The 15990-nt window shown below is 61.9% G+C and carries 13 protein-coding genes; 11 read left to right on the forward strand and 2 right to left on the reverse strand.

Annotated features, from left to right (window positions below):
- The first annotated feature begins 99 nt into the window (after positions 1-99).
- The 7 genes from OJHNALOF_RS04325 to OJHNALOF_RS04355 all read left to right on the forward strand — a co-directional run bounded on the left by OJHNALOF_RS04325 (position 100) and on the right by OJHNALOF_RS04355 (position 8147).
- On the forward strand, positions 100-1287 hold the full coding sequence (locus OJHNALOF_RS04325) for an acetyl-CoA C-acyltransferase (RefSeq protein WP_165661266.1): 1188 nt from the start codon (positions 100-102) through the stop codon (positions 1285-1287).
- Between the two features lie 8 nt (positions 1288-1295).
- Positions 1296-2789, forward strand: coding sequence for a CoA-acylating methylmalonate-semialdehyde dehydrogenase (locus OJHNALOF_RS04330; RefSeq protein ID WP_165661267.1), 1494 nt, complete (start codon positions 1296-1298; stop codon positions 2787-2789).
- Positions 2790-3224: 435 nt separating this feature from the next.
- On the forward strand, positions 3225-4376 hold the full coding sequence (locus OJHNALOF_RS04335) for an acyl-CoA dehydrogenase family protein (protein ID WP_165661268.1): 1152 nt from the start codon (positions 3225-3227) through the stop codon (positions 4374-4376).
- 198 nt (positions 4377-4574) lie between these two features.
- Positions 4575-5354: an enoyl-CoA hydratase gene (locus OJHNALOF_RS04340; RefSeq protein ID WP_165661269.1), complete on the forward strand. Its 780-nt coding sequence runs from the start codon at positions 4575-4577 to the stop codon at positions 5352-5354.
- Between the two features lie 8 nt (positions 5355-5362).
- A complete protein-coding gene (locus OJHNALOF_RS04345; protein WP_165661270.1) occupies positions 5363-6475 on the forward strand; it encodes an enoyl-CoA hydratase/isomerase family protein in 1113 nt (370 codons plus the stop codon).
- Between the two features lie 10 nt (positions 6476-6485).
- Positions 6486-7385 carry a 3-hydroxyisobutyrate dehydrogenase gene (gene mmsB, locus OJHNALOF_RS04350; protein ID WP_094200324.1) on the forward strand — a complete coding sequence of 300 codons (900 nt, stop codon included), beginning with the start codon at positions 6486-6488 and terminating at the stop codon, positions 7383-7385.
- Positions 7386-8147, forward strand: a complete 762-nt coding sequence (locus OJHNALOF_RS04355) for an SDR family NAD(P)-dependent oxidoreductase (protein ID WP_165661271.1) — start codon at positions 7386-7388, stop codon at positions 8145-8147.
- Positions 8148-8356: 209 nt separating this feature from the next.
- On the opposite strand, the gene OJHNALOF_RS04360 is transcribed toward OJHNALOF_RS04355, so the two are convergent.
- Positions 8357-10000 (reverse strand): electron transfer flavoprotein-ubiquinone oxidoreductase, encoded by a 1644-nt coding sequence (locus OJHNALOF_RS04360; protein ID WP_165661272.1) that lies wholly within the window; start codon positions 9998-10000, stop codon positions 8357-8359.
- A gap of 131 nt (positions 10001-10131) precedes the next feature.
- Between OJHNALOF_RS04360 and OJHNALOF_RS04365 the strand changes: the two genes are divergently transcribed.
- Positions 10132-10884 (forward strand): electron transfer flavoprotein subunit beta/FixA family protein, encoded by a 753-nt coding sequence (locus OJHNALOF_RS04365; protein ID WP_165661273.1) that lies wholly within the window; start codon positions 10132-10134, stop codon positions 10882-10884.
- A complete protein-coding gene (locus OJHNALOF_RS04370) occupies positions 10881-11810 on the forward strand; it encodes an electron transfer flavoprotein subunit alpha/FixB family protein (protein ID WP_165661274.1) in 930 nt (309 codons plus the stop codon). Before OJHNALOF_RS04365 ends, OJHNALOF_RS04370 begins: the two co-directional genes overlap by 4 nt.
- Before the next feature lie 155 nt (positions 11811-11965).
- Here the strand turns inward: OJHNALOF_RS04370 and tenA are convergent, their stop codons facing one another.
- Positions 11966-12634: a thiaminase II gene (tenA, locus tag OJHNALOF_RS04375; RefSeq protein ID WP_094200319.1), complete on the reverse strand. Its 669-nt coding sequence runs from the start codon at positions 12632-12634 to the stop codon at positions 11966-11968.
- A 307-nt stretch (positions 12635-12941) separates the two neighbouring features.
- Here tenA and pyrG point away from each other — a divergent pair, with 307 nt between their 5' ends.
- Positions 12942-14579 (forward strand): glutamine hydrolyzing CTP synthase, encoded by a 1638-nt coding sequence (gene pyrG / locus OJHNALOF_RS04380; protein ID WP_094200318.1) that lies wholly within the window; start codon positions 12942-12944, stop codon positions 14577-14579.
- A gap of 87 nt (positions 14580-14666) precedes the next feature.
- Positions 14667-15962, forward strand: coding sequence for a phosphopyruvate hydratase (gene eno / locus OJHNALOF_RS04385; protein ID WP_094200317.1), 1296 nt, complete (start codon positions 14667-14669; stop codon positions 15960-15962).
- The last annotated feature ends 28 nt before the right edge of the window (positions 15963-15990 follow it).

Raw genomic sequence — 15990 nt, forward strand, 5'->3', positions numbered from 1 at the left:
GCGCCAGGCAAGCTGGGGTTCGTTTGAATGCATTAACTATAGTCAGCGGGAGCCAGCTAAGCTTTAACCGACAAAGGCATTTTCAGCAAAGAGGCCAGCATGAGCACAGGAAATCAGATTGTGATTGTTGCCGCCGCCCGTACCCCCATGGGCGGACTGATGGGCGCGCTGGGTAATGAACCCGCCCACCGGCTGGGCGCCGTCGCCATTGGCGCCGCGCTGGCGCGAAGCGGAGTAAATGCCGGGCAAGTGGACGAGGTGGTGATGGGCTGTGTGCTGCCTGCCGGTCAGGGCCAGGCTCCGGCACGACAGGCAGCGCTGGGAGCGGGGCTGCCGGTGTCGGCGCCCTGCACTACGGTCAACAAGATGTGCGGCTCGGGCATGAAGGCGTTGATGCTGGCTTATGACCAGTTAATGGCGGGCTCCGCTTCGGTCATGGTGGCTGGCGGCATGGAGAGCATGAGCCTGGCCCCTTATCTGCTTCCCAAGGCCCGGGCCGGGTTGCGCCTGGGTCACGGTCAGTTGCAGGATCACATGTTTCTCGATGGCCTGGAAGATGCCTTCGAGGGCGACCTGATGGGCTGCTTTGCTCAGCGCACCGCCGACGATTTTGGTATCACCCGGCAACAAATGGATGACTTTGCCATCGCCTCATTGCATCGGGCGCAACGGGCCATTCTCGAGGGAGACTTTCGCGAGGAAATCGCCCCGGTCACCGTGGCTGGGCGCAAAGGCGACACGCTGGTCGACACCGACGAGCAACCAGGCAATGCAGACCTGAAAAAAATACCCACCCTCAAACCCGCCTTTGCCAAAGACGGCACCGTGACCGCCGCCAACTCCAGCTCCATTTCCGACGGTGCCGCCGCCCTGATACTGACCACGAAAGACAAAGCGGAAGAACTGGGCCTGAAGCCGCTGGCTCGCGTGTTGGGCCATGCCACCCACGCACAATTGCCCGCCGAATTTACCCTGGCGCCCATCGGTGCCATTCAGAAGCTACTGAAGCAACAGGGCTGGAATGCGAAGGAAGTGGATCTATTTGAAATCAATGAAGCCTTTGCGGTGGTTACCCTGCTGGCCATGAAGGAGCTGGGCCTGGGGGCGGACAAGGTGAACGTTAACGGCGGTGCCTGCGCCCTCGGTCACCCCATCGGCGCCAGCGGCGCCCGCATTGTGGTAACCCTGCTCCATGCCCTGCGCCGGCGCGGGTTGAGCAAGGGCGTGGCGGCCCTGTGTATTGGCGGTGGCGAAGCCACGGCGCTGGCGATTGAACTGTGTGAATGAGGTGACCCATGGCCTATCAGGTTCCGCTGCTGATAAACGGCAGCATGGTGCAGAGCCAGACTCAAACCTGGTTGGAAGTAACCAACCCGGCCAGCCAGAAGCTGATTGCGCGTCTGCCCTGCGCCACCGACGACGAAGTTATCGAGGCGGTAGCGGCGGCGAAGGCCGCCTTTGCGCAGTGGCGGCGAGTGCCGGTGCCGGAGCGGGCCCGGCTGATGCTGCGCTACCAGGCCCTGCTCAAGGAACGGCATGACGAGCTGGCGCAGTTGCTCAGCCAGGACACGGGTAAAACCCTCGAAGATGCCAAAGGTGATGTCTGGCGGGGTATAGAAGTGGTGGAGCAGGCCGCCAATGTGAGCTCTCTGACCCTGGGGGAAACCCAGGCCGATGTGGCGTCCGGGGTGGACTGTTACAGCTTCAGCCAGCCCCTGGGGGTGTGCCTGGGCATCACTCCCTTTAATTTTCCGGCCATGATCCCGCTGTGGATGTTTCCCCTGGCCATCGCCTGTGGCAATACCTTTGTGCTGAAACCGTCCGAACAGGATCCCTTGGTGCCCATGGAGCTGGCCAAGCTGTTTCGAGAAGCGGGAGCTCCGGATGGCCTGCTCAATATTGTGCATGGCGGCGCCGAGGTGGTGGATCGGCTGCTGACCCATGATGATATTGCCGCCGTGTCTTTTGTGGGCTCGGTGGCGGTGGGCCGGCATGTGTATCGCACCGCCACCGACCGGTTAAAGCGAGCGCAGGTGTTTGCCGGCGCCAAAAACCACATGGTGGTGATGCCTGATGCCAACAAGCAGCAGGCCATCAACAATCTGGTGGGCGCGTCCGTAGGCGCCGCCGGCCAGCGCTGCATGGCCATTTCGGTGGGGGTGCTGGTGGGAGAGGCGCAGGCGTGGATTCCCGACATTAAAGAAGCACTGGCGAAGGTGCAGCCCGGTGCCTGGAATGACCCCGAGGCGGGCTATGGCCCGCTCATCAGCCAGGCTGCCAAAACCCGAGTGCTGGGGCTGATTGAAACGGGCAAGCAGGAAGGGGCCGAGTGTTTGCTGGATGGCAGCCAGTGCTCCTTGAGTGGTTATCCTAACGGCAACTGGGTGGGGCCCACCCTGTTTGCCGGCGTCACCCCCACCATGCGCATTTACACCGAAGAAATCTTTGGTCCCGTGCTGTTGTTAATGACAGCCGACACCTTGAATGAGGCCATTGCCCTGGTCAACGCCAACCCCTATGGCAACGGCACTTCCATTTTTACCGCCTCGGGGGCGGCGGCGCGTAAATACCAGATGGACATACAGGTGGGGCAAGTGGGCATTAACGTACCCATTCCGGTGCCGCTGCCGTTTTTTTCCTTTACCGGCTGGCGCGGCTCCTTTTACGGCGATCTGCACGCCTACGGCAAACAGGCGGTGCGCTTTTACACCGAAACCAAAACCGTGACCGCCCGCTGGTTCGACGACGATGTCGTGGCCGGCCCCAATCTGTCGATCCACCTCAAATGACGAACACGGCGGGAGACTGGCGGAGCGTCTGTTGTCTGCGAGTTCCGCCAAGCGATGAATCAGCAGGGTTACCTGCGCCGACACGCTGCGAGTACATCCATGTAGCGCTCGGCAAATGCCATCCCTGGCATTTGACGGTCGGCTCCGGCAATCCCAGCAGCTTCTTCGCTTCACGCCGGCGCCGCCTGATGAATGCCGTCAGGCAATTCGGCATTTTCCCGAAGGGCAAAGGGTGTCTGCTTCGCCGTACCCTCTGCGCAGGGCCGAAAATTGCTCCTGCATTTTCGGCATTCCCGCCATCCATGGCGGTCAGATGCGCAGCGGAGCCCCCATGGAAGGGTTTACGGCGTGTCGGCGAAGTAGTGCCCTTTGTCCGGAGGCGGGCAGGAACTTACAGTCAACTTTGCAGCTTTTGGTTGTCAGCCAGGAGGGCTCATGGATTTTGAACTGAATGAGGATCAGCGGGCCTTTGTGGCGCTGGCGGGAGACTTTGCCGACAAGGCGCTGGCGCCCAATGCGGCGCAGTGGGACAGAGAGCATCACTTTCCGGTGGACACCCTGCAACAGGCCGGCGAGCTGGGCTTTTGCGCGCTGTATACCCCGGAGGCCGCCGGTGGCCTGGGTCTGTCCCGGCTCGATGCCAGCCTTATTTTTGAACGGCTGGCCATGGGCTGCACCTCTACCACCGCCTTTCTCACCATTCACAATATGGTCACCTGGATGATTGCCAGCACCGCAGAAAAAGCGGCTTGGGAGCCGTGGCGGGAAGGCATGACCAGCGGCCGTTTGCTGGGCTCCTATTGCCTCACCGAACCCAATGCCGGCTCCGATGCGGCGTCCCTTAAAACCCAGGCGAAGAAGGTGGGTGAAGACTATGAACTGACCGGCAGCAAGATGTTTATTTCGGGGGCGGGCAGCACTCAGGTGCTAGTGGTGATGGCCCGCACCGGCGGTGAGGGTCCCGGCGGCATTTCCGCCTTTGCCCTGAATGCCGACAGCCCCGGCATTGAATACGGCCGGCCGGAAGACAAGATGGGCTGGAACAGTCAGCCCACCCGCAGTGTGACCTTTGACGGTGTGCGGGTGTCCGCCCGTCAGCTGCTGGGGCGGGAAGGAGAGGGCTTCAAGCTCGCCATGAAAGGGCTGGACGGTGGCCGCATCAATATCGCCAGCTGCTCATTGGGCACGGCGCAGCAGGCGCTGAACCTGGCGCGCAATTATCTGCAGGAGCGCAGTCAGTTTGGCCGCAAGCTTGCCGAGTTTCAGGCGCTGCAGTTCACCCTGGCCGACATGGCCACCGAGCTGACGGCGGCACGGCAGCTGGTGCGGCTGGCCGCCAGCAGGCTGGATGCCAAGCATGCCGATGCCACTACCTATTGCGCTATGGCCAAACGTTTTGCCACCGATGTGGGCTTTAAGGTCTGTGATCGAGCGCTGCAGCTTTACGGCGGCTATGGCTACATTCGAGAGTACCCGCTGGAGCGCCATGTGCGCGATACCCGGGTGCACCGCATTCTGGAAGGCACCAACGAAATCATGAAGTTGCTGATCGCCCGCCGGCTGCTGGCGGAAGGAGGCGAGTTGTGAGGCTCGCAGGCTCGCAGTGCGAAGCAACAGCAGGGTTATCTCCGCCGACACGCTGCGAGTACATCCATGTAGCGCTCGGCAAATGCCATCCCTGGCATTTGACGGTCGGCTCCGGCAATCCCTGCTGCTGCTTCGTTTTGCTCCGGTGGGGTCGGCAGAGCATATGCAGACCTGGAGCCAGCGGCAGACAGACAAAGAATGGAGGGAGCCGTGATTGATTATCAAAAACAAGGGCGAGTGGCATTGTTGACCATGAATAACCCGCCGGCGAATACCTGGACGGTGGACAGTCTCAACCGGCTGGCGGCGCTGGTGAATGAGCTGAACGGTGACGATGACATTCGCAGCCTGGTGCTCACCGGTGAGGGCGAGAAGTTTTTCTGTGCCGGGGCCGAGCTCAGTGTGTTTGCCGATGGCGACAAGGGCAAGGCTCATGCCATGGCCCAGGCCTTTGGCCGGGCTTTTGAGGCGTTGAGCGAATTTCGCGGGCTGTCGGTGGCGGCCATTAACGGCTATGCCATGGGCGGCGGGCTGGAAGCGGCCCTGGCCTGTGATCTGCGCATTGCCGCCGAGCGGGCGGGGATGGGGCTGCCCGAGGCCCGGGTGGGGCTGCTGCCCTGTGCCGGCGGCACTCAGCTGCTGCCCCATCTGGTAGGAGAGGCCTGGGCCAAGCGGTTGATTTTATGCGGGGAGCGGCTGGGCGCCGACCAGGCGCAGGCCATCGGCCTGGTGGAAGAGGTGGTGTCCAATGGCGAGGTGCTGAGCCGGGCCCTTGCCCTGGCCGAACGGGTTGAAGGGCAAAGCCCGGGTTCGGTGGCCGCCTGCAAACGGCTGATTCAGTCGGCCCGGCGGCGGCCGCTGAACGAAGGCCGCGTACGGGAGCGGGACGCCTTTATGGCGCTGTTCGATACCGAGGATCAGCGGGAAGGGGTAAATGCCTTTTTGAAAAAGCGTGAGCCCCAGTGGCGCAACCGTTAGGAGGTGGCATGAGTGTAATTTCAGGCAAGCAGCCCACTGCCGATGGCCGTTATATCGGTCGGCTGGTGCTGGATCGTGAAGCCCAGTTAAATGCGTTGAACCTGGACATGATTGACGCCATGACGGCGGTGTTGCGGGACTGGCGGCATGACGACAGTGTGGTGGCTGTGGTGCTGGAGGGGGCCGGGTCCCGGGCCTTTTGTGCCGGCGGGGACGTGGTGGGGCTGATCTCGGCCATCGCCACCGTGCGGGCCGGCTGCGGAGAACGTGAACTCGGCACCGTGCCCTCGGCGGCGGCGCGTTTTTTTGAGCGGGAATACCGGCTCGATCATCTGCTGCATACCTTTGGCAAGCCGGTGATCTGTGTGGGAGCCGGTGTTGTCATGGGCGGCGGCATGGGCCTGTTTATGGCGGCCAGCCAGCGCATGGTGACCGAACGCAGTCGTCTGGCCATGCCCGAGGTGACCATAGCGCTCTACCCGGACGTGGGCGGCAGCTGGTTTCTCAACCGGCTGCCGCCGGGACTGGGGGAATTTATTGCCCTGACCGGTTGCTCCCTTAATGCCACCGACAGCCTCTGGTTGGGCCTGGCCAACCGCTTTGTGGCCGAAGAGCGGCTGAATGAGCTGTGGCCCCGATTGCAGCGGGACAGCGGTGGCGCTGCAGAGGTGATAAGGGAGCTGGAAGCGGAATCGGCCGCACAGCTTGCCGGGCTCGATTCGCCCCTGCGCCGGCATCAGGATCTGATTCGAAAGCTGATGGACCAGGACAGCCTGGCCGATAAGGTCTCCGCCATACTGGAGGCTGACACACACGATGCCTGGTTTATTCGGGCTCAGCAAACCCTGGCGGCAGGCAGCCCCCTGGCCATGGCGGTGATCCACCGGCAACTGACCCGTTGCCGGTATTCGTCGCTGGCGCAGGCGTTTCAGGCCGAGCTGGATCTGTCGGTGCAGCTTTGCCGCTTTCGGGAGTTTGCCGAAGGGGTGCGTGCCAGGTTGATCGACAAGGACAACACTCCCGGCTGGACCTTTGCCAGCCTGAGTGAAGTCGATCCGGCGCTGCTGAACACCCTGTTCACTTCACCCTGGGGCCTTAGCCCGCTCGCGGATCTCAAATAGGAGGCACACTATGGCAACCATCGCATTTATCGGCCTCGGCAACATGGGAATCCCCATGACCGCCAATCTGGTCAGGGCCGGGCGCCGCGTGCAGGTATTTGATCTGCAGCCGGAAGCGGTCAGCCGGGCCGCGGCCCTTGGCGCCATTCCTGAGACCACGGCGGTGGCCGCGGTCAAGCACGCGACCGTGGTGATCTCCATGCTGCAAAGTGGTGAACAGGTGGCGGGGCTGTATGGCGGTGACGATGGTCTTTTTGGCCATTTGGCGCCGGGGGCCCTGGTGATCGACTGCTCGACGATAGAAGCCGAGATCGCACAACGCATGGCCAAGGTGGCCGCCGGTCATGGCCTGGATTTTGTGGATGCGCCCGTGTCCGGAGGCGTGGCCGGAGCCGAGGCCGGCACCCTAACCTTTATTGTTGGCGGCAGCGAGGATCAGTTTACCCGGGCCCGGCCCGTGCTGGCGCAAATGGGTAAAAAGGTGCTGCATGCCGGCCCTCACGGCGCCGGCCAGGTGGCCAAGGCCTGCAACAACCTGCTGCTGGCGGCGCAGATGGCGGCCAGCTGCGAGGCCCTTAACCTGGGGCTGAATCATGGCCTGGACGCGGCGGTACTGTCGGAGATTATTCATCAAAGTTCGGGCAACAACTGGGTGATGGAGCACTACAATCCGGTGCCCGGCGTCATGGAAAAGGTCCCTGCCAGCCATGGCTATCAGGGCGGTTTTCAGGTCAACCTGATGTGCAAGGATCTCAACCTGGCCATGGGCCTGAGCCAGGGCAGCGGCTCGCCGGTGCCCATGGGCTCGGCCGCCCGGGCCCTGTTCAGTCTGCACCAGGTCGCGGGTCATGGTGGGCTCGACTTTTCCAGCTTGTTTCGGCTCTATCGCCAGCCCGAAGGAGATGCGTGAATGGACATCAAGAACAAGGTGGTGGTGATTACCGGTGCCGGTCGCGGCCTGGGCCGGGCCATGGCTCATCATCTGGCCCGGCAGGGGGCGGCACTGGCACTGATTGACACTCACGAGCGGGATCTGGCCAAAAGCGGCGAGATGGTGGCGGCCACCGGCGCTCGCGTGGCAGTGCACCTGTGCGACGTGGCCAATGAGCAGCAGGTGACCGACAGCTTTGGCCATATCGTGCGGGAGCTGGGAGGCCTGGATGTGCTGGTCAACAATGCCGGCCTGTTGCGCGATGCCCTGCTGGTCAAGCTGGAAGACGGCAAGGTCAGCCGCAGAATGAGCCTGGTGGACTGGCAGCAGGTGATGGACGTCAACCTGACCGGCAGCTTTCTCTGTGGTCGTGAGGCGGCGGCCATCATGGCCGAGCGCGGCGAAGGCGGGTTGATTGTCAACATTTCCTCGGTGGCTCGGGCCGGCAATGCGGGCCAGAGCAACTATGCCGCCAGCAAGGCTGGGGTGGCGGCGCTGGTGGTATGTTGGGCTGCCGAGCTGTGTCGTTTTGGCATTCGCGTGGCGGGCATAGCGCCCGGGATTATTGCCACCGAAATGACCGCCCAGATGAAGCCCGACGCCATGGAACGGATCACTCGGCGCATTCCGCAGGGGCGGTTGGCGGAGGTGGAGGAGCTGGTGCACAGCCTGCAATATGTGATTGAGAACGACTATTTTCACGGCCGCCTGCTGGAAATGGACGGTGGCTTGCGGTTGTAACACCGCATTTTGTGACCCGTGTCCCCCAGGGTAACACTAAAGTCTATCTTGTGAGCGCAGGGGGAAAGGCGTATTGTTTTTTGCAACGCACAGCAACGGAACGTGCCCCTGCGTTAACAGAGCCAAACTACAATATAACCATAATACTGCCATACCCCTGAACGCATTGGTCCCTTACGAGGGAGCACTGCATTCAGGGTTTTTTTGCATTACATGCCCGAATAATTGGGCCCGCTGCCTCCTTCCGGTGGCACCCAGGTAATGTTCTGGGCCGGATCCTTGATGTCGCAGGTTTTGCAGTGCACACAGTTGGCGGCGTTAATGCGAAACACCGGCTTGCCCGCCTGCTGCACCACTTCATAGACGCCGGCGGGGCAGTAGCGCTGGGCCGGCTCATCAAAGCGGGGCAGGTTGTCCCGCAGCGGCAGGGCCCTGTCGGCCAGATGCAGGTGACAGGGCTGATCCTCGTCGTGGCCGGTACTGGCCAGGTGCACCGATGACATGCGATCAAAGGCCAGCACGCCATCGGCTTTCGGATAGGCGATGGAAGGGCAGGCCGCCGCCGGCTTCAGCGTGGCGTGATCCGGAATGGAGTCATGGGGGGCAAACGGCAGCCGGCCCCTTAGCAGTGTTTGGCTCAGCCAGTTCAGCGCGCCTCCGGCCCAGGGCCCGAATTTGTGCAGTGCGGGAACGAAGTGCCGGGCGCGCTGCAGCTCGGTTTGAAGCCAGCTTTCTTCCATCAGTTGCGTAAACTCCGTGAGCTTGTCGCCGCCACGGCCCGCCACCAGTGCCGGCAGCAGTGCTTCGGCGGCCAGCAGGCCCGACTTCATGGCGGTGTGAATGCCCTTGACGCGGGCGCCGTTAAGGGTGCCCGCATCGCAGCCCAGCAGCAGGGCGCCGGGCAGGATCATTTGCGGCAGGGAGTTGAGCCCGCCCTTGGTTAACGCCCGGGCCCCCCAGGCCTGACGTTCGCCGCCCCACAAGTGCCGGGCCAGCAGCGGGTGATGCTTGAGCCTCTGGCATTCCTTGAATGGATCCAGGTGCGGATTGTCATAGTTGAGATCGACAATCATCCCCACCGCGGCCAGGCCGTCGTCGCCGTGATAGAGAAAAAAGCCACCGCCGTTTCGACCCAGCGGCCAGCCGCCACCGTGCACCACCAGCCCGGGATGATGGCGCTCCGGCGCCAGCCGCCACAATTCCTTGAAGCCGATGGCGTAATGCTGGGGATCCCTGCCTCGATCCAGGGCAAAGCGGTCAATCAGGGTCTTGCCGATATGGCCCCGACTGCCTTCGGCGAACAGGGTGTAGCGGGCGCGAAGCTCCATGCCCGGCACATGGCCGGCCTTGGGAATGCCGTTCGCCCCCACCCCCATGTCGCCGGTAAGCACGCCGCACACGGCACCCGCGTCGTCGAACAGCGCCTCACTGGCGGCAAAGCCGGGAAATACCGCCACGCCCAGGCCCTCCGCCTGCTTCGCCAGCCAGCGGCACAGTTTGCCCAGGCTGACGATATAGCTGCCGGTGTTATGCAGTGAAGCCGGCGTCATCCAGGCGGGTAGCTCCAGTCCGCCCTGAGGGCTGCTCAGCATGTAGAAATGCTCCTGAGTGACCGCTGTGGTGATCGGTGCACCCCGCTCTCGCCAGTCGGGAAACAGCTCGTTCAGGGCTTGAGTGTCAAGCAGGGCGCCGGAGAGCAGATGCGCGCCCACCTCGGCGCCCTTTTCCACCACGCATACGTTCAGCTCCAGCCCGGCCTGCTGCGCACGTTGCATCAGGCTGCAGGCCGCGGCCAGCCCCGCCGGACCGGCCCCCACGATGACCACATCAAACTCCATTGACTCCCGTTTCATGCCGCGTCTCCCGCTGCTTGCCATGGCTAAAGTATTGTATTGGCGGCGATATTTAACAAACCGCCGTGGCCCATGGCGGCGCGGTGAAATCGACTAGTATTAAGTCGAATTCACCAATTCCGGGAGCGGCCATGAAAGTACTGGTGACGGTTAAACGGGTGATTGACTATCACGTTCGGGTTCGCGTGCGCGCCGACGGCAGCGACGTGGATCTGGGCAACGTCAAGATGGCGGCCAACCCCTTTTGCGAGATCGCGGTGGAAGAGGCGGTGCGCATGAAGGAAAAGGGGTGGGTGTCGGAAATCGTGGCGGTCAGCATAGGGAGCACCGAGGCCAGTGAACAGCTGCGCGCGGCCCTGGCACTGGGTGCCGACCGGGCCATTCTGGTGGAAAGCAGCGAGCCGGCCGAGCCGCTGACCGTGGCTCACTTGCTGGCGGCGCTGTGCGAACGGGAACACCCCGAACTGGTGTTGATGGGCAAGCAATCCATCGACACCGATCACAACCAGGCCGGGCAGATGCTGGCGGCCCTCAATGGCTGGCCCCAGGCCACTTTTGCCTCGGCCATCGAGCGGGACGGCGACGAGCTGCTGGTCACCCGTGAGGTCGATGGCGGCCTGCGTACACAAGGGCTGACGCCGCCGGCGGTGATCACCACGGATCTGCGCCTGAATGAGCCGCGCTTTGCCTCCCTGCCCAATATCATGAAGGCCCGGCAAAAACCGCTGGAAACGTTGACCCCGGACGAACTGGGCGTGACCTTTGAACAGCATGTGCGCCTGCTGGGAGTGACTGAGCCGCCGGCACGCAAGGCCGGGATTCGGGTGGCCAATGTGGACGAGCTGGTGGACAAACTGAAGAATGAAGCCAAGGTGATTTCATGAGCATACTGGTGATAGCCGAACACGATAACCTCACCCTGAGCGCCAACACCGCCAAGGTGCTGGGGGCGGCCAGCCGGCTGAATGCCGAGGTGCACCTGCTGGTGATGGGGCACGACTGCGCCGTCGTGAGTGAACAGGGCAGGGTGCTGGCGGGTGTGAACAAGGTGCTGCTGGCCGATGATGCACTTTACCGCCAACAGCTGGCCGAGCCCTGCGCGGCCCTGGTGTCACGCCTGGCCACCCATTATCGCCATGTGCTGGCGCCGGCATCCACTTTTGGCAAGGATGTGCTGCCTCGGGCGGCCGCCTTGCTGGGGGTGGGGGTGGTGGCGGACGTAGTGGATATTGAAAGTGAGGATACCTTTACCCGGCCCATTTACGCCGGCAATGCCCTGGCCCGGGTACAGTCGCTGGATCCGGTGACCCTGCTGACCATTCGCGCCACCGCCTTTGATCCCGTTGCCGAGGGCAGTGAGCCGGCTCCGGTGGAAACCCTGTCTGCGGTGGCAGTGGAAAACACCAGCCGCTTTGTCCGCGATGAGCTGAGCGTGAGTGAACGCCCAGAGCTGACCTCGGCCCGAGTGGTGGTGTCAGGTGGCCGAGGCCTGGGCAGCAAGGAGCAGTTCGCCCTGCTGGAGCAACTGGCCGACAAGCTGGGGGCGGCGGTAGGCGCCAGCCGGGCGGCGGTGGACGCGGGCCTGGCCGACAACGATCAGCAGGTGGGGCAGACCGGCAAGATAGTGGCACCGGAGTTGTATATCGCCGTGGGTATTTCCGGTGCCATTCAGCATCTTGCCGGCATCAAGGACGCGAAAATCATCGTCGCCATCAACAAGGACGAAGAGGCCCCCATCTTTGAGGTGGCCGACTACGGCCTGGTGGCGGATTTATTTGAGGCACTGCCGGAGCTGATTGAGAAGCTGTAAACAGCAGGGATTAGGGATTGATGAATAGGGACCGGGTAGGTTGTGAATGAGCGCAGCGAATTCCAACACGAAGTCGACTGTGAAATGTTGGGATTCGCTGCGCTCATCGCCAACCTACGTCTCTGCTATTTTCCTAGTCCCTAGTCCCTTAACAATTACATTCTTTGTTCTAATCCCATGTCCCAGAAGTCGATTTCCAGCCGGGTAGCGTCGTCAAAGATGCGGCACAGCTGCCTGAAGCGGGACGGGGAGACTTCCGCTAGGCGCTGGTTCAGCCAGGCGATTTCGGCCTGGGCGGCGGCCTGAAACTCGGCGCTTTCATACATGGCAATCCAGGGCTCATAGGGGTTCGCCTCACCGCGCACGGTGGCGGGCTGCTCCACCAGCCAGCGGGCGATGTCGGCATAGCCCACCAGGCAGGGCGCCAGGGCCACGTGCAGATCCAGCAGATCCCCCCGGTTGCCGGTGTCCAGCACATAACGGGTGTAGGCCAGGGTGGCGCGGGCTTCCGGCAACTCGGCCAGCTCCTGCTCGCTGATGCCCCACTGAGTGCAGTAGTCGATATGCAGGCCCAGTTCCAGATCGATAATGGCGTCCAGGCCGGCCTTGGCATGGCGCAGATCGGCCAGGGTCGGGCTCTTGTAGGCGGCTAGGGCAAAGGCACGGCCAAACTGAATAAGAAAGAGGTAATCCTGTTTCAGGTAATGGCGAAAGGCTTCCGGCGCCAGCCGGCCTTCACCCAGCTGGCGCACAAAGTCGTGTTCCAGGTAGGCACGCCAGTTGTTTCCGTTGTCGTTCTTCAAGTCACTGAAAGTAAAACTCATTTCATATCCTTATTGGTGAGAATAATGGGGGCCGGCATACCGCTAGGCCGGCTGTTGCTATTCTGGCCTGTCGGACGACAATGGCAAGCCGAAAGGGAATGTTATTCTGTTGTAATAAAACTACGGTAAAGGGTATAGTCATCGCCATTAACGGAACGAATGACGATGATTCACCACAAGCGGGCAGTGATCGGCGGCCGGCCCGAGGCCGGTATTGTTTCATTGTCGTAATCGGCCTTCTTGCGTATAATGTGACCCCGTCTTGAATTCCACATTCCATTCGTTCCCAAGCTTTTTCAGGTTCAGCATGACGACTAAATATATTTTTGTTACTGGCGGGGTGGTCTCCTCCCTGGGCAAAGGCATTGCAGCCGCCTCATTGGCCGCCATCCTCGAAGCCCGTGGTCTTAACGTGACCATCATGAAGCTGGATCCCTACATCAACGTGGATCCGGGCACCATGAGCCCCACCCAGCACGGTGAAGTCTTCGTGACCGACGACGGCGCCGAAACCGACCTGGACCTGGGCCACTACGAGCGTTTCATTCGTACCAAAATGACTCGCCGCAACAACTTCACCTCCGGCCGGGTATACGCGGATGTGCTGCGCAAGGAACGACGCGGCGACTATCTGGGTGCCACCATTCAGGTGATTCCGCACATTACCAACGCCATCAAGGACAGGGTGATCGCCGGTGCCGAGGGCCATCAGGTGGCCATCGTGGAAATCGGCGGCACCGTGGGCGACATCGAGTCGCTGCCGTTCCTGGAAGCCATTCGCCAGCTGGCGGTGGAAGTGGGCCGGGAAAACACCTTGTTCATGCACCTGACCCTGGTGCCCTACATGGCCGCCGCCGGCGAGGTGAAAACCAAACCGACCCAGCACTCGGTGAAAGAGCTGCTGTCCATCGGCATTCAGCCCGACATTCTTATCTGCCGCTCCGACCGGGTCATTCCAGCCAACGAGCGCGGCAAGATTGCCCTGTTCTGCAACGTGTCCGACAAGGCGGTCATCTCCCTGAAGGACGTAGATTCCATCTACAAGATTCCGGCCCTGCTCAAGTCCCAGGGCCTGGACGAGCTGGTGGTCAAGCGTTTTGGCCTGAGCTGCCCGGCGGCGGATCTGTCCGAATGGGAACAGGTGATTTACGAAGAAGCCAACCCGGTGGGTGAAGTCACCATCGGCATGGTGGGCAAATACGTTGAGCTGCCAGACGCCTACAAGTCGGTGAACGAGGCGCTCAAGCACGGCGGCCTGAAGAGCCGGTTGACCGTCAATATCAAGTACATCGACTCCCAGGACCTGGAAAGCAAGGGCGTTTCCCTGCTGGAAGGACTGGACGCCATCCTGGTGCCCGGTGGCTTTGGCGAGCGCGGCGTGGAAGGCAAGATCATGGCCGCCCGTTATGCTCGGGAAAACCGCGTGCCCTACCTGGGCATCTGTCTGGGCATGCAGGTGGCGCTGATCGAATACGCCCGCAACGTGGCCGGCCTGGAAGGCGCCCACTCCACCGAGTTTGACCCCAAGAGCCCTTACCCGGTCGTGGGTCTGATCACCGAGTGGGTCGACGAGGAAGGCAACGTTGAAGTGCGTGACGAAGAGTCCGATCTGGGCGGTACCATGCGTCTGGGTGCCCAGCTTTGTCATCTGACTCCGGGCTCCAAGGTGCATGCCCTCTATGGCTCCGACACCATTTACGAGCGTCATCGTCACCGTTATGAAGTAAACAACCGTCTGCTGCCCAAAATCGAGGCGGCGGGCCTGAAGGTGACCGGTCTCTCCGCCGACAAGAAGCTGGTGGAGATCATCGAGAACCCGGATCACCCCTGGTTCGTGGCGGCTCAGTTCCACCCCGAATTCACCTCCACCCCCCGCGACGGCCACGGCCTGTTCGCCGGTTTCGTGAAGGCGGCCGGCCAGCACCAGCAGGGAGAGCTGGAGTAACCAGTACCAGCGGCTGAACCTCAGGGTTCGGCCGTATTTTTTCGTGCGTTAGTTAGGTTTTACGTTCAACTCAAGAGGAAACTGAGAATGGCTAAGATCGTTAAAGTGATCGGTCGTGAGATCATCGATTCCCGTGGCAACCCCACCGTGGAAGCCGACGTTTACCTGGAAGGTGGCTTCATGGGCCGTGCCGCCGCGCCGTCCGGTGCGTCTACCGGCTCTCGCGAGGCGCTGGAACTGCGTGACGGTGACAAGTCCCGCTTCCTGGGCAAGGGCGTACAGACCGCCGTGGCCAACATCAACGATCGCATTGCCGCCGCTCTGGTAGGCAAGGACGCAACTCAGCAGGCCGAAATTGACCAGATCATGATCGATCTGGACGGCACCGACAACAAGGCCACCCTGGGCGCCAACGCCATTCTGGCCGTGTCCCTGGCCAATGCCAAGGCCGCCGCCGCTGCCAAGGGCCAGCCCCTGTACGCCTGGATCGCCGAGCTGAACGGCACCCCGGGCCAGTACTCCATGCCGCTGCCGATGATGAACATCATCAACGGTGGTGAGCACGCCGACAACAACGTCGACATTCAGGAGTTCATGATTCAGCCGGTGGGCGCCAAGAACATCAAGGAAGCCCTGCGCATCGGTGCCGAGGTATTCCACAACCTGGCCAAGGTACTGAAGGCCAAGGGCCTGTCCACCGCCGTGGGCGACGAAGGTGGCTTCGCGCCCAACCTGGAATCCAACGCTGCCGCCCTGGCCGCCATCAAGGAAGCCGTGGAAAAAGCCGGCTACACCCTGGGCAAGGACATCACCCTGGCCCTGGACTGCGCCTCTTCCGAATTCTATGAAGACGGCAAGTACAACATGAAGGGCGAAGGCAAGGTGTTCACCTCCGAGCAGTTCTCCGACTACCTGGCCGAGCTGTGCGAGCAGTACCCGATCGTTTCCATCGAAGACGGTCAGGACGAGTCCGACTGGGACGGTTTCGCCTACCAGACCAAGATTCTGGGCGACAAGGTACAGCTGGTGGGTGACGATCTGTTCGTCACCAACACCCGTATCCTGAAAGAAGGTATCGACAAGGGCATTGCCAACTCCATCCTGATCAAGTTCAACCAGATCGGCTCCCTGACCGAAACCCTGAACGCCATCAAGATGGCCAAGGATGCCGGTTACACCGCCGTTATCTCGCACCGTTCCGGCGAGACCGAAGACGCCACCATCGCCGATCTGGCCGTGGGCACCTGCGCCGGTCAGATCAAGACCGGTTCCATGAGCCGCTCCGACCGTATCGCCAAGTACAACCAGCTGATCCGTATTGAGGAAGAGCTGGGTGCCAAGGCTCCTTACCGTGGCCTGGCCGAGGTAAAAGGCCAGGCGTAATGCCTGCCTTGCACTGAACCAAAAGCCC

This window comes from Oceanimonas sp. MB9 (assembly GCF_011319775.1).
Lineage (GTDB): Bacteria > Pseudomonadota > Gammaproteobacteria > Enterobacterales > Aeromonadaceae > Oceanimonas > Oceanimonas doudoroffii.